At 32.5% G+C, this 13806-nt stretch carries 12 protein-coding genes; 1 reads left to right on the top strand and 11 read right to left on the bottom strand.

Going from position 1 to position 13806, the window contains the following annotated elements:
* The first annotated feature begins 41 nt into the window (after nucleotides 1–41).
* Entirely contained in the window at nucleotides 42–1793 is a 1752-nt protein-coding gene (locus PRVXT_RS05045) for a sigma-54 interaction domain-containing protein (RefSeq protein ID WP_350344582.1), read from the top strand.
* Between the two features lie 58 nt (nucleotides 1794–1851).
* On the opposite strand, the gene PRVXT_RS05040 is transcribed toward PRVXT_RS05045, so the two are convergent.
* The 11 genes from PRVXT_RS05040 to PRVXT_RS04990 all read right to left on the bottom strand — a co-directional run bounded on the left by PRVXT_RS05040 (nucleotide 1852) and on the right by PRVXT_RS04990 (nucleotide 13723).
* Nucleotides 1852–2400, bottom strand: coding sequence for a DUF4352 domain-containing protein (locus PRVXT_RS05040; RefSeq protein WP_350344581.1), 549 nt, complete (start codon nucleotides 2398–2400; stop codon nucleotides 1852–1854).
* Between the two features lie 89 nt (nucleotides 2401–2489).
* On the bottom strand, nucleotides 2490–2834 hold the full coding sequence (locus PRVXT_RS05035; protein ID WP_350344580.1) for a hypothetical protein: 345 nt from the start codon (nucleotides 2832–2834) through the stop codon (nucleotides 2490–2492).
* A 448-nt stretch (nucleotides 2835–3282) separates the two neighbouring features.
* Complete coding sequence (gene pepF / locus PRVXT_RS05030) at nucleotides 3283–5085, bottom strand: oligoendopeptidase F (RefSeq protein WP_350344579.1); 1803 nt, start codon at nucleotides 5083–5085, stop codon at nucleotides 3283–3285.
* A gap of 123 nt (nucleotides 5086–5208) precedes the next feature.
* Nucleotides 5209–5487 carry a hypothetical protein gene (locus PRVXT_RS05025; protein ID WP_350344578.1) on the bottom strand — a complete coding sequence of 93 codons (279 nt, stop codon included), beginning with the start codon at nucleotides 5485–5487 and terminating at the stop codon, nucleotides 5209–5211.
* A gap of 239 nt (nucleotides 5488–5726) precedes the next feature.
* Nucleotides 5727–6827, bottom strand: a complete 1101-nt coding sequence (locus PRVXT_RS05020; RefSeq protein ID WP_350344577.1) for a mandelate racemase/muconate lactonizing enzyme family protein — start codon at nucleotides 6825–6827, stop codon at nucleotides 5727–5729.
* A 411-nt stretch (nucleotides 6828–7238) separates the two neighbouring features.
* Nucleotides 7239–7874: a putative bacteriocin export ABC transporter gene (locus PRVXT_RS05015; RefSeq protein WP_350344576.1), complete on the bottom strand. Its 636-nt coding sequence runs from the start codon at nucleotides 7872–7874 to the stop codon at nucleotides 7239–7241.
* A 1-nt stretch (nucleotide 7875) separates the two neighbouring features.
* Nucleotides 7876–10086: a DUF1430 domain-containing protein gene (locus PRVXT_RS05010; RefSeq protein ID WP_350344575.1), complete on the bottom strand. Its 2211-nt coding sequence runs from the start codon at nucleotides 10084–10086 to the stop codon at nucleotides 7876–7878.
* A gap of 99 nt (nucleotides 10087–10185) precedes the next feature.
* The gene (locus tag PRVXT_RS05005; RefSeq protein ID WP_350344574.1) at nucleotides 10186–10860 is read right to left on the bottom strand and encodes an ABC transporter ATP-binding protein; all 675 of its coding nucleotides are present in this window, start codon (nucleotides 10858–10860) and stop codon (nucleotides 10186–10188) included.
* A gap of 3 nt (nucleotides 10861–10863) precedes the next feature.
* Nucleotides 10864–12150, bottom strand: a complete 1287-nt coding sequence (locus PRVXT_RS05000) for an ABC transporter permease (protein WP_350344573.1) — start codon at nucleotides 12148–12150, stop codon at nucleotides 10864–10866.
* A gap of 5 nt (nucleotides 12151–12155) precedes the next feature.
* Nucleotides 12156–13133, bottom strand: a complete 978-nt coding sequence (locus tag PRVXT_RS04995; protein WP_350344572.1) for an ABC transporter permease — start codon at nucleotides 13131–13133, stop codon at nucleotides 12156–12158.
* A 182-nt stretch (nucleotides 13134–13315) separates the two neighbouring features.
* Nucleotides 13316–13723: a hypothetical protein gene (locus PRVXT_RS04990; RefSeq protein ID WP_350344571.1), complete on the bottom strand. Its 408-nt coding sequence runs from the start codon at nucleotides 13721–13723 to the stop codon at nucleotides 13316–13318.
* Nucleotides 13724–13806 lie beyond the last annotated feature (83 nt).

The raw sequence follows: 13806 nt of genomic DNA, 5'->3' as shown, positions 1-13806 counted from the left end.
TATAATAAAAGCATAACTTCTTAAATAAGGAGAGTTTGCTAATGAAGTTAATGAAGATTGCTCCTGACGTTTTAAAAATTTCTCAAGCTATTGCAAGTGTAATGGGTGTAGACGTTACTGTAGTAGACAACAATTTAGTTAGGATAGCTGGTACTGGTAGATACTATAACCGTTCTGGCGAAAAAGTATCATCCCAGTCTGCTTTTGGTGTTGCTTTAAAAACAAAAGAAAGTTTTATAATAGAAGAAGCAGGTAAGCACAAAGTATGTAAGCAATGCGAGTCAGTTAAGGATTGTGAAGAATATGCGGAAGTATGTTGCCCTGTTAAAGTTAATGAGCATATAGTTGGTGTAATTGGTTTAATTGCCTTCGATGAACAACAAAAGCAAAAAATAGTTAACAAAAAAGGCAGTCTTATGAACTTTTTAAATAAAATGGCGGAGCTTATCTCCTCCAAGTTAACAGAGCAGACTAATCTTGAAGAAATTGAACTATTGGCTCAAAAACTAGAGATAGTTTTAAACTCTGTTGATAAAGGAATTATTCTAGCAGATCATACTGGTAATATCTTAAGCTACAACAAAAGTTCATTACAACTTTTCAACATTAGTCAACACGAAATATTAACTAAAAATATCGAAGATATAATAGGACACGATGCTTTTCTGGCACTCAAAAAAAATAATTTTAAAGTCAAAAATAAAGAGTTTATATATCAGCACTGCAATAATTTCGTCAGAGGAATTTTTGATACTAATACTATTACGGTAGACAAAAAAAGATGTGGTGTTGTATTTATCTTTAGTAAGTTATCGGATGTATTAGGGGTTGTCAATGATGTCGCTACAGGCACTATCGTCACAAATTTCGAGGATATAATAGGTGACAGCTATGCTTTTACCAAAACAAAAGATACGGCAAAGCAAGCTAGTCAATCTTCTTCTAGCGTAATTATTCAGGGGGAAAGTGGAACTGGCAAAGAACTTTTTGCCCGAGCTATCCATTTTAATAGCGAACGAAAAGGGGCTCCCTTTATAGCTATAAATTGTTCAGCAATCCCTGAACAACTATTGGAGAGTGAGCTTTTTGGCTATGAAGAGGGTGCCTTTACAGGAGCAATGAAAGGTGGAAAAACAGGTAAATTCCTGTTAGCAAATGGAGGTACAGTTTTTTTAGATGAAATAGGGGATATGCCATTGCATCTCCAAGCTAAGTTGTTGCGAGTGCTACAAGAAAAAATGATAGAAAAGATAGGCGGAAAATCGCTAATTCCCATAGATATAAGAGTGATAGCTGCAACTAATAAAGATTTAGAAAGAAAAGTCTCACAAAATGAGTTTAGAGATGATTTGTTTTATAGAATTAATGTGATTCCTATATTCATTCCTCCCCTTAGAGAGCGAAAAAAAGATATTTTTACATTAGTTAGGCACTTACTAATCAATTGTAATCTTCGGTTACAAAAAAACATAACCCAAATAGATGATAATGTAAGTGAAATATTCATGAATTATAATTGGCCAGGAAATGTAAGGGAGCTTGAAAACACTATTGAATATGCGGTAAATATGTGTAATGAACATATCATCAGCCATGAACATTTACCGGCTAGGCTTTTAAACTCATCTACAAATATTACAAATAATAAAGATATAACACCTATAAAATCTCTTGAAAAACAAGAAATCATTAAAGCTTTAACCACCTATAAGCCCAGTCAAGCAGCAAAGGTCTTAGGTATCGGAAGGGCTACGTTATATAGGAAAATTAAAGAATATAAAATAGAAATATAAAAAATGTCCAGGTATTTAGGTTTCCTAAACACTTGGACATTTTTTATATTTCTATAATTTATTGAACGTCAGACTTATCTATTTCAAAAATAGCTTGGCCTGTTCCAAAAACATTAGGAGCAAAAATTAATTCCCATTTGGACTGCCCTTCATCTACACTAAAAGCAATCTCTCCACGCATGCTTCTGCCAGCTCCCAATTCACCATCTAAACTTCCTTTCGTATCAGCTAAAAGTTCTAAGTCCCTTTTATAATTGTCTTCATCAACTAGCTCAAACATTAATAATGATGAAATCTGCTCTGATTCGTCTGTTTCATTGTCTATAGAGCAATCAAGCACAAGCCATTTTTCACCATCTTCTGGACCAAAAAAATCGTCTCCATCATCCCAACGAGCAGAATGTACAGTAAAAACCACATCAGCAATTTCAACGGAATCACCTATTGCAAACGTTTCTGATTGAGCTTTTTCACTTTCTTCTTTGTCATCATCTTCCTGCTCTACTTGAGCTTCAGTATCAGTGACCTTTTCAGGCTGACTATCTCCGCAACCTACTATAAAAAATAGTAACGCAAAAGATAACATTAAAATAAAAAACTTTTTCATTGAAAATCTCTCCTTTTATTTATCTTTTTTACTAAACTACCAACATATTAACATGTCAAATTGTCCCATTATGTCACAACTCATATCTATTATTTTCCCCTTTGAGATTTTAGAACTTTAATAGCATAGCAAAGTTTGTTGGTTTCATAACGGGTCAAAGGTGTTTTTATATTTTTTTGTTTTTCTCCTAAAGATAATGCTACTTGACAGACATTTTTAAATGACTGTCTTAGCTGTTGTTGAGTTATGTTTTTTTCTTCTGGAAAGTCAACACATAGATAGTCTTGTAAATCTTTTAGTATAATTAATATCTCTTCTATGTTCCAGCTTTTGTTTGTTCCCTCATACCTTTTTATTAGTTTTTCCCACCTATCTTCTCTTTTTTTCCTAACTTGCATTACTGAGATATCTTCGCTTTTATCATGGTATATCATCCTATGCCCCCTCCTAGTTTAGTCACATATAAGCTGTTGCAATCCATTACAACCTACATATTCAATATATGATATTTGTCAAAAATAATACCATATTTTTAGTGGGATATATAGATTAGGGTAACTATTAAAAGATGGCCGGCACTGAGACCGGCCACTACACCATTGATAGTGTGGCTGCGGGGTATAGGATTATTTGTTCTGTTGTTCTTTGGATGTTTGATTTTTTTATTTTTTCTGGTTGCCGGCACTGAGACCGATCGCTACATCATTGATGGTGTTGGCTGCGGGGTATAGGATTATTTGTTTTGTTGGGTGTTTGGGTATTTTGTTTTTCCTTTTTTCTGGTTGCCGACATTGAGACCGGGCGCTACATCTTTGGTGGTGTTGGTTTTCGGTTATATGTATTATTAAGAAAAATTGCTGAGCTAAAAGCTCAGCAATTTTTTTATTTGATTTCGTTGGTTAACTTTTCAATTTCATCAATAAGTCCACCTATAAACTCTATAGTTCTGTTTAGCGGCTCTTCTGTTGTTATATCAACTTTGGCCATTTTTGCAAGTTCAACTGGAGATTTTGTGCCACCTGCTTTTAACACTTCTATCCAATCTTCTACAGCTGTCTTCCCTTCTTTTAAGATCCTCTGACTTACATCTGTCGCCACTGTTAAACCTGCGCTATAAGTGTAAGGATATAGACCCATATAATAATGAGGTTGTCTCATCCAGGTAAGCTCTGCCCCTTTATTTATTTCTACTGCATCTCCCCAAAATTCTTCTAGCACTTCCCTTTTTATTTCACTTAGCTTGTCGGCATGCACACTTCCACCAGCATCAATTATTTTATACACTTCTCTTTGGTAGGCCGCTTCTAATAGATGGGTTACAAAGTTATGGTAGTAGGTATTGGCAACCATTGATGATAGCACCCATCTTTTAAACCTTGGATCATCTTCTTGCTCTATTAAGTGATTGCTAAGAAGCATCTCATTAATTGTAGATGGTGCTTCTATAAAGTAAAGAGATGGTTCTTCGCTAAACATGTTGTTATGCTTCTGGCCAATATAGAAGTGTCCAGCATGCCCTAGTTCATGAACTAAGGTAAACAGGTCACCCATTTGACCGGTCCATGATAGCAAAATATAAGAATGCACACCATAGGGACTTGCACAAAATCCTCCTGTTGATTTTCCTTTATTTTGAGCAAAGTCAACCCATCTCTCATTTAATGCTTTCTTAACTATATTAAGGTAATCCTCTCCCATCACTTTAAGTCCATCAATTGAATACTGCTTTGCTTCTTCGACAGTTACTTTAGGGTTATATTCAGGGTCAATTGGAACTTTTAAGTCGGCAAAAGTAACTTTATCCAAATTGTAAAGCTTTTTAATAAGTTGGGCGTATCTTCTCATATGTGGTGCTAGTTTTTCCATAATCACATCTATTTGTCGATCATATAATTCTTTGTCAACATTTTGGTCAAAAAGAAGAAAATCAAAAATAGATTTATGCCCTCTCAACGATGCTAGAGTCTTTTCCTTTTGAAGCTGCGTTTGATAAGCGCTACCTATTGTATGCTTGTACTGGTCCAGCTTTTGAGAAAATGCTTCAAAAGCTGTCCGTCTTATATCTGTATTTGGTTCCATTTCCCATTGGTTTTCAAATAATACAAAACTTAAAGGGTATTCTTTTTCCCCTACTTTAAATGGAGCAAAGTCCATGTCCACAAGTTTTGCTTGGTTATATATTCTACTTGGCGCTCCTAGTACTGGTGATAACGCTGCTAAAGTTTTTTCGACTTCAGGATGCAAAGCATGGGGTTTACTTCTTTTAATCTCTTCCAAAAAGATTCTGTACTTTTCACTTTTTTCAATTGCTTTATTTAACACTTCGTACTCAACTTCTTTAAGTTCACTTTCTACAAATGATACAGAACTTAAAACTTCTGAAGCTGTCATTTCATACTTCATCATTCTAGTTTGGTTTTCTTGATTTGTTTCATCTACAGAAACAGCTAAAGAAGCATATGTCCCAACTTGATAAGCTTTTATGTAAAGCTTTTCATATTCTTCAACACATTTCAGAATAATATCAGAGTTGTTTAACTCCCCTTTATAGTTTAGTAGTTCATTAGCCATTTCCACTACTTCATTTAATGCTCTTTGATACTCATCTTCATTTTTAAAAATATGGGATATATCCCATGTAAGTTCAACATCAACTTCGCTACGGTTTAATAATTTTTCACTCATTTAGTTCACCCCTTTTTTGTTGTTATCCTAATTATATAGATGGGGGTCTTTTTTATCAATGTTATTTTTCAAAATATAAGAAAAGTTAAAATATAATTAAAAAACAGTAACATAGCTTTTTAATTATTGAATCTTAAGAAGTATGTTTTTAGCTCTGCCCTTGCCCTCTTTTTTAAGTGTATAGATTTTCTCTTCAATTTGTTCAGATTCTTTAGCATTTACTACTGCACCTTCAAGATATAAATATTTTAAAATACGTTCTAATCTTTTAAGTTCACTTTTCTTTTCTATAACAATTTCTTTTTTATCATAAAAATCATCAACTTTAAAAGAAGAGTACAGCTCAACATATATTGTTTCCAGTTGACCTATAATTTTAATAATTTTTTTATTTACATCCATTCTTTTTCCCCCTAATTTTTAATCACTTATTTATCATATTTATGCATAAAAAACACTTTATAATCCAGTAGGAAGGAAATTTTCAGTAATATCCCTTTCCCGCTCAGCAACGCATTTGCTTATCCATCAGTTTATTAAATTCATCTATAGTCTTTACGTTTAGCTGCGAAAACGTATAGATTAGCTACATCTGAGCTTCCCACAAAAAAACTACCCAGTGGGTAGTTTTTTTGTTTATATTATAAAGTGTACTCCAATTCTTTCAAGGTTCGTTCACTTACTTTCAAGCCCAACCCTGATTTTTCTGACAGGTAAAGTTTATTTTTATTGTAGTTCATCTTTCCCAAGTCATTGCTAATCATTAGTGGACCACCTAACTCATTTGATATTATATTGCTTTGAGCAATAGATAAATGAGCTCCTGCCAATGAGCCTACACTAGATTCAACCATGGAGCCAATTTGACATTTAATATTAGCCATTTTTGCTTGATGAACTAATCTTAAGGCGGGGTATATTCCTCCAGATTTCATTAACTTAATGTTGATAAAATCTGCGGCTTCGGAATTTATTATCTCCAGCATTTCTTTTTCACGGTGTACTCCTTCGTCAATCATTACTGGTATCTTCTGTTGATTTCTTATTCTTTTATGCCCCTTGATGTCGTCTGCTAGTAGAGGCTGTTCAATCCATTCTATGGCACAATCATCTATTTCCTTTAAAACAGTTAAAGACCTAGCTGTAGTTTCCCACCCTTGGTTAGCATCAACTCTCAGCTTTATTTTTCTTCCAACAATCTGTCGAATAAAAGATATTCTTTCGATGTCTTTACATAAATCTTTATCGCCTACTTTTATTTTTATAGTTGTATATCCCTTTTCAACAGCCTCTTTAGCTTCATATGCCATTTCTTTAGGTTCGCCTATACTTAGCACATAAGGAACCTCTAAATAGTCCCAATACCTTCCACCTATAAGATTGTATAAAGGTTGATCTGTAGCTTTTCCCATTAAATCATAACAAGCTATATCTATTGCCGCTTTAGCAGCTGGAACGCTCTTTACTGTTGCATCCATTTTATTATGAATTTTCTCTATATCAAATGGGTTTAAACCAATTATAGTAGGTACTAAACTATGCTTTAATATGGCTATAGTAGAATAAAGACTTTCTCCCGTAACATGCTCATCAGGCACTGCTTCACCATATCCAATAATACCGTTGTCTGTCTCCATTTTTATAATTATAGATGGCATGTCTGGAAAAGTGTCATAAGCTACAACAAAAGGTTTAATCAGCGGCAGTTTTATCGGATAAATATCTACTTTTGATATTTTCAAATTTAAAATCCTCCTTCTATTTTATTATTATATTTTTTAATCTTTTAAGCTCAGTTGATTGCCAGAGGAATATTTTAAAAACAAAATACCTGACGTGCAGCAAAATCTATTTATGTCCAGTTCTTAAAATCCAAATTGCTTTTTATTACATTCTATTTAATTCTAAACAGATTCTTCAACCAATGTTTTGTTTTTCATCCAATAGAATAATTTTAAAAATAACATTTTTGTTTATGCTATCCCTTTTATAACTATTTTAACATATTTTTTGAAGATTTTAATTTAAAATTATGCATCAACATATTTGGCCGTTGACGGTAGCTGGTAGATAACATGCGTTTTAATCAAAATTCCTCATCCCCTCCTCGGTTAGCATAAATAGCTCCCTTCATCTAGTAATAACCAAACTCTCTACAGCTGTATAACCTTTGGACAGAAGTTAACAATATAAGGATCATGGGACACAATTACAATGGTTTTACCTTTTCTATTTAAATCCATTAATAATTCAAGTATAATTTCTCTATTTTTATTATCTACTGAACCTGTTGGTTCGTCAGCTAAAATTAATTCACAATCCTTTAATAAAACCCTAGCTAGTGCTACTCTTTGCTGCTCTCCTCCTGATAACTTGTATATTTTTTCGTTAATTGAAATATTTAACTTTAGCTTTTCCATTACATCTGCTTTACACTTCTCCCACTCTTTTCTGGTTTTATTAGAATTGATATAAGCTATATTTAAATTAAAATCAACTGTTTTATCATCAATTAAGCCATAGTTTTGAAACAAAAAACCAATTTTATCTCGCAATAAAACCCTAGATGTTTTTGTATTAATTTCAACATCCTCTTTTTGACCTATGTTAACTACCCCTTTATCCGGTTTTTCTAAAAGCCCCATAATATATAGTAAAGTAGACTTACCTGCACCACTTTCTCCTGTAATGCACACTAATTCTCCTCTTTTAATATCTACTGAAAAATCCTTTAAGATTTCTTTTTCACCATATCCCTTGCTTATATTTTTCAACTGCACAATCGACATCTTAAGCACCTCTCTTTAAAATTTCTACTGTATTCTTTTTTTCATAATAGAACACAAGCATATAAATAATAGTTAATTCAACTACGGTTTTCATCAAAAACAGTAGGTAAAAGTAACTAAAAGCAAATAAAGAAAACAATATAAACTCTACTAAGCTTGTTATAATAAATACCCCAAAAATACTCTTATATCTATTAAAATACTTATAACCAAACACTTTTTTAACAAAAAACATATGCTTATTTTTTTGAAAAACAAGATATATATTTTGCAACAATATCATGGCTAAAAATGCAAGAGTTCCTATTAGTAGAGGTATATAAATCCTAACAGCAACTTTTAATCCATTGATTTCTCTCATAACTAACTCATTTGGAGTTATAATATGAGGAAAACTATTATTTAAGTTATATTCTTGAAGTAAGCTCTCGATTTCAGTATATTTTCCTTCGCCATCAAGCTCCATTAATAGGTGACTGTCTCTTGTATAAAACAAGCGATCTGGGACTAACGAGTTTTCTTCAGTCATAACCCTTATAATTGGATCTACCACTTTATTATCATTTGCGGGAAAAACCTCCATATCTGGCACAAAAACATTTTGGTTAGATTTTGTATATATAAACTCAATATCCAAGCTTTCCAACTTAGGATCTTGAGAATAGTAATCAACATGCAAGCTATCATGAGACATTTTTTGTCTTTCATAGAACTTTTGATAATTATACTCTTCTTTATCTTTGTATTGCTCTGGAACTAAATAAATAGTACTAGCTTCTGTTTCCTCTATTTGAATTATTTCTCCATTTTCGTCATATATATTAAACTTACTTAAATAATTAGGATTTACTACAATAGTTTTTACAATATCTTTATGCCCGTCCAGTCTAAGACTTTCTTTTGTGTAATACATCGCGTTTACATATATAGCGTTCGTCTTTTGATTAAGTACAGGATACAATTCATAGCAACGCATATCCAGTGGAGACTCACCTCTTCTATATGCATCCCGATCTTCACCTACTAACATAGTTGGATAAAAAACACCATAATTAGATAAATCTTCCCAGCCTGAAAGTGCATTTTGTTGAATTATAATCAAATAGATATTGCTAATAAGAATCATAGTTATTCCAAGCATTGCAACAGTGGAGACAACCTTCATTATAATATTAAAAACCATAATAAGCCCAATAGGCTTTCTGCCTTTTATACAATAAGTCATCCTTACAAATCGTATCAAAATATACGCAACTACTGATAGCAAAATCAACAATCCTAATGCTACTGTAAAATTAACTTGTAAAACTTTTATCCAAAAATTTAACTCTATTCCAAAATTCCAAACTGATAAAAGAAAAATACACAAGTTTGAAAAGATAAAAGTTAAAACATAGAGATTTACAAATAGCTTCCCAAAAATTTTAAAAAATCCATACCCGTTTTGCTTTAATATTGATATCTCTTTAGTATTATAAATAATATAGTAAGTTAGGGTAAAAAACATTAGTATAAAAAACAGGACCATTACGGAAAAGTATATATTACTTTCAAGCTCGATATTGTTACTGTATGAGTTATCTACTTCAGCTTCTTTTTTAAAATCTGAGGCCAGATATTCAACACCATCTATATTTGTATTTATTAAATTGGCGTAATCTTCCAAAAAGCTATTCAAATGCTGTTCTGAAGTACATTCTGCTCTATAATTACCAGGATACATATAACCATCAAGTAACTGGTCGATTGTATAAACAGAAAATTCATGTTTATCCCCGAAATATTTGCCTTCAAAACTACTAATTAATCCTACTTGATCTTCTTTTTTAGTCTGAGTTGTGGAAATAAACCTTTTTTCCCCCATATCTGTACTTGTTAAAAAACGTCCATCAATTTTTTCAAGATTTTCAAAATAGATGGTCTGACTTCCAGATAAAAAAATATAATCTTCATACTTAGATATGTTATTTAAAACATCTCTATAAGAAACTGTCCTCACAAAGTTTACTTTGTTCTTTGAGGCTGCTTCCATTAAATACTTTAAATTCTTTGGGTTCGAGTGAACAGAGTCGTTGGGTATAACAAATTCAAATTGATAAGATAAGGCAGCTTTTTCATAGTTTTGAAATTGTTGATTACTATAAACAAAACTAGAAGCAATGAATAAAACAATGTACATTAAAACTAAAATACATACAATAAACTTCCTCATTTTCTCCCCCCGTTTGCTTTTATAAACAGTATTTATTAAAATTACCCTTGCTTTAGAACAAGGGTAATTTTTAATTTAACTAGTTTTTTACGTCCCAGTCTAATTAGCTTCTCCTTTAATACAACGCCCGTTTTCAATCTTATACTTGCTTTTACATTTTTCTGCCACTGATGAATCATGGGTTACGATAACCATTGTTTTTCCTTGGTTATTTAGGTGAACCAGTAAGTCAAGGATTTCTTTCTCGGTATCTTCATCCAATGAGCCGGTTGGTTCATCAGCTAGTATCACTTCAGGGTCTTTAATTAGTGCTCTCGCTATACCAACCCTTTGTGCTTCACCACCAGATAGTGTATCCACTGACTTATTTTCAAGATAACTAATATCAAGGTTTGCTAACATTTTTTTTGCTTGTTTTAGAGCTTCTTTTTTTGATGCTTTCCCATATTGTAAGGGCAAAGCAACGTTCTCGATTACATTTTTCGTGTCAATCAATGGATAGTTTTGTAGTATAAAACCTATCTTTTCTCTTCTAAACACAGCAAGTTCTGCAGGACCTTTAGAAGATAAATTTTCATTGTTAAAAATATATTGTCCCTCATCAATCTTCTCAAGACCAGCAATAATATTTAACAATGTAGACTTTCCTGAACCACTGCGTCCCATTATTGAAATCATCTCACCGCATTTGATCTTTAAGTTAAAATTACTCAACACTTTAATTTTCTGCCCTTTATTAGAAAAAGATTTGCTAACATTATCTAGTTTAATCATATTCTAATCTCCCCTTTTTAAAACGGTGCTGATAGATAAACGCTTTCCTTTAATGTAAATAATAAAAAGCGATAATATCATAAGAAAGAGCGCTATGATAGTTATTAAAGCACCATATAAAATGGCAATTGGTTGCATACCTATAACAAATAAGGTCACAGTAAATAATACAATTATCATTGGTACACTGACAATAAATAAAATTTCTCCAGCAATATAAGAAAATATTTGATTCATTGTCCCCCCAGAAATCAGATGTATGGCGATGTTTTTGTAATTATCTTGGACTTTTTTCCATATTAAAACCACTAACATTAAGATACATATGATAAATAAAGTTACTGTTAGAAATAGCAGCGCTGATATCTGCTCTCCCATGGTTTCCAATATTGCACCCAACTGAGAGTCCATCCCACCTAGTATCATTAAATTATTAAATCCGGTAACATCATTTGCCTGTTTTATTAACCCATCAATATATGCTAAGTCTTCGCTGCTATAAATCGCTCCATTTATACTGTGCAGATAGTATCTCCTAAGAAAATTAAACTGTTCTTCATTTGCTGGTTCACCAAATTTTTGTGCCGGCAATACTATGTATCGGTCTACATAAGTCTCTGGTTCAATTCTAGTAGAAAGAAAGGAGTTTGATTCAATAAACCCAATAACCTCTAAAGTAAAAGGATAAAACAGATAAGTCGATTCAATTCTGTCTCCTATGTCAAAAATATCTTCATACTCTGCTCCTAAAAGAACAGGAATTGAACCAAAATCTAAATTCTCATAATCAGCTTTGTCAAACAGCCTTCCATCGGTAAGATTGTTTATGGGAAATGTTTCTAATGCTTGTTGATTAACCTTTACTGCTTTGACGCTATTATACTTTGTACCATTTTTTTCAACTGGTTCAGAGGGTCTTCCCGATTCATAGCCTTGTAAAAAAATATCTGTGTCTGATATGTCTCCAAATTCGATGGAAATAGGATGATCAGTAGCTGAAATAAAAGTTTCATTTATTTGTTTATTAAGATAAGTGTACATATGTTGAAGTTTAGAAACGCTTTCTGGATCCTTAAAAAATTGTCGTTCTTCTTTGCCAGTTAATGTGTCCATTAATGTATATACATTTTTATCACCATAAGTCTGAACACTGGCATGCCTTTCTTGCATATATACATAAGTGATAAATAATGTGGATGCCATCAAAGCAAAAACCAACACAACAAATATAATTGAAAAAGTAAACCCTTTTTTTCTTTTCAAACTCTCTCTAACTTCATTAACTATCATATTATTCACCTCTCTATTTTAGTTTTTGTATAAAAATAGAGGACACTTGACGTTACTATTACAATAGTAAAAATCACAATGTAACCAGTTACTATATTGGATAAATGGAGCATAATTTCTTTGTTGTTTTTCCATACTATTGATGCTAAAACCATGCTAATCATTCCGACAAACATATAAACAGCAGTTCCTGCTAAAAAACACTTTCTCATTTCATTATAAAAAGAAGCTTTTACAGGAATACCCACTTTCCACAAAATATCGAAGTTACGTACTTGCTTTGAAAAATGAGCAACTATTATTAAAATATTAAAGAAAACAAAAAGCATATAAAATACAACGGTAATTATATAATTATAGTCGTCCATCCCTATAAAGTTTAAAGTCCCAGCTTCCCCTAGTAAAATTTCATTGGTAAGTATTTGGTTGTCTCCAAAAAGGATGTGCTTTGTATTTTTTCGGGGTTCATTAGCATTAAGTTTGTAAAGGTTTGAAAAAGAGCTGTCCAAAGAGTCAATATTTAAAAATATCAAGTGATCGATTCTGGAGGTATAAGAAGCACCCATTTCCCCTATAATCTCATAATTTTGTTCTTCGATAGTTTCTATTAAACTCTGGTCAACGGATTTCCCAACAACCGCTACCTTTTGACCAGTGTAAAAATCATCTTCAGTAAAATACCTTCCTTCAATTATCGGTGGAGTATATGTATCTTTTTTAAAAAAAACGCCTTTAAAAGGTCCTTCTCCTTTAAAAACAGTAAACGGCTCAGCTATTTCTGCTTCTCTCCAATCTAAATCATATTCGCCATCAAGGGTGAATACATAAGCATCAGACTCTATCAACTCGTTAGTGAGCATCTTCAATTCTATTTGATTAAGTTGATAAAAGCTAAAAATACACACAGCCAAACTTAAAGTAATATACATAAAACCAAAAAGTAACAAGCCATCTCTTTTTAGTTTCTTATACAGTTCTGCCAAGACTTCAACTCCTTTACCAATATTAATTAAATATATAATGCATTAAGATTTTCAAATTATTGCCTTTACTATACAGAAGTACCACACTGTTTCTTTTTAACTTTTTATCAATTGCTACCAAAGTCTAAGCTTTTTATTATAAGATTGAAGCTGCCATAAATATGGCAGCTTATAAGTTTTAATTAATTACCGTAGAAAGTTCTGGCACTATACTCTCGATCTACCCAAGGTGTTCTTGCTTCAGAACTGCCTGAACCTCCACACCAGATGCGACCACTATCAGCTTTAACAACATCACTTCCAATTAGTCTTCTTTGGTAAAGTTGAGCTCTTGAGTAATGCTCACTATCCCAATGAGTAACAGCTACAGCTCGCCAATCTCCATTACGCTCTTCTTTCCAACCTTGATGACTAGATGGCCCGCTAAGTATACCGATTTCACCATTGTTAATAGAAAAAGAACCTTTTTCTTCGTCCCAACCACCAATAACTCCTGAGGCAGCTATACTACTAGATGCAAAGGCTGTACTACTTGTCACTAAAATCCCAAGCATCGCTAGACCTAAAGCTACGGTTTTCAACTTTTTCATAACGAAAATCCCCTCCTAATATTTTTTATAATCCTACTTGCCCAATACCTTCCCCCCTGTCGGAAGACGCCACATAATAATTC

The sequence above is a fragment of the Proteinivorax tanatarense genome (assembly GCF_040267685.1).
Classification (GTDB): domain Bacteria; phylum Bacillota; class Proteinivoracia; order Proteinivoracales; family Proteinivoracaceae; genus Proteinivorax; species Proteinivorax tanatarense.
The sequence above is the reverse complement of the archived record's forward strand: the minus strand, read 5'-3'. Positions and strand labels throughout refer to the sequence as shown.

What these genes read in the sequence shown, in the direction of transcription:
- PRVXT_RS05045 (WP_350344582.1), top strand. Translation starts at nt 42, where the DNA reads ATGAAGTTAATGAAGATTGCTCCTGACGTTTTAAAAATTTCTCAAGCT.
- PRVXT_RS05040 (WP_350344581.1), bottom strand. Translation starts at nt 2,400, where the DNA reads ATGAAAAAGTTTTTTATTTTAATGTTATCTTTTGCGTTACTATTTTTT.
- PRVXT_RS05035 (WP_350344580.1), bottom strand. Translation starts at nt 2,834, where the DNA reads ATGATATACCATGATAAAAGCGAAGATATCTCAGTAATGCAAGTTAGG.
- pepF (WP_350344579.1), bottom strand. Translation starts at nt 5,085, where the DNA reads ATGAGTGAAAAATTATTAAACCGTAGCGAAGTTGATGTTGAACTTACA.
- PRVXT_RS05025 (WP_350344578.1), bottom strand. Translation starts at nt 5,487, where the DNA reads ATGGATGTAAATAAAAAAATTATTAAAATTATAGGTCAACTGGAAACA.
- PRVXT_RS05015 (WP_350344576.1), bottom strand. Translation starts at nt 7,874, where the DNA reads ATGTCGATTGTGCAGTTGAAAAATATAAGCAAGGGATATGGTGAAAAA.
- PRVXT_RS05010 (WP_350344575.1), bottom strand. Translation starts at nt 10,086, where the DNA reads ATGAGGAAGTTTATTGTATGTATTTTAGTTTTAATGTACATTGTTTTA.
- PRVXT_RS05005 (WP_350344574.1), bottom strand. Translation starts at nt 10,860, where the DNA reads ATGATTAAACTAGATAATGTTAGCAAATCTTTTTCTAATAAAGGGCAG.
- PRVXT_RS05000 (WP_350344573.1), bottom strand. Translation starts at nt 12,150, where the DNA reads ATGATAGTTAATGAAGTTAGAGAGAGTTTGAAAAGAAAAAAAGGGTTT.
- PRVXT_RS04990 (WP_350344571.1), bottom strand. Translation starts at nt 13,723, where the DNA reads ATGAAAAAGTTGAAAACCGTAGCTTTAGGTCTAGCGATGCTTGGGATT.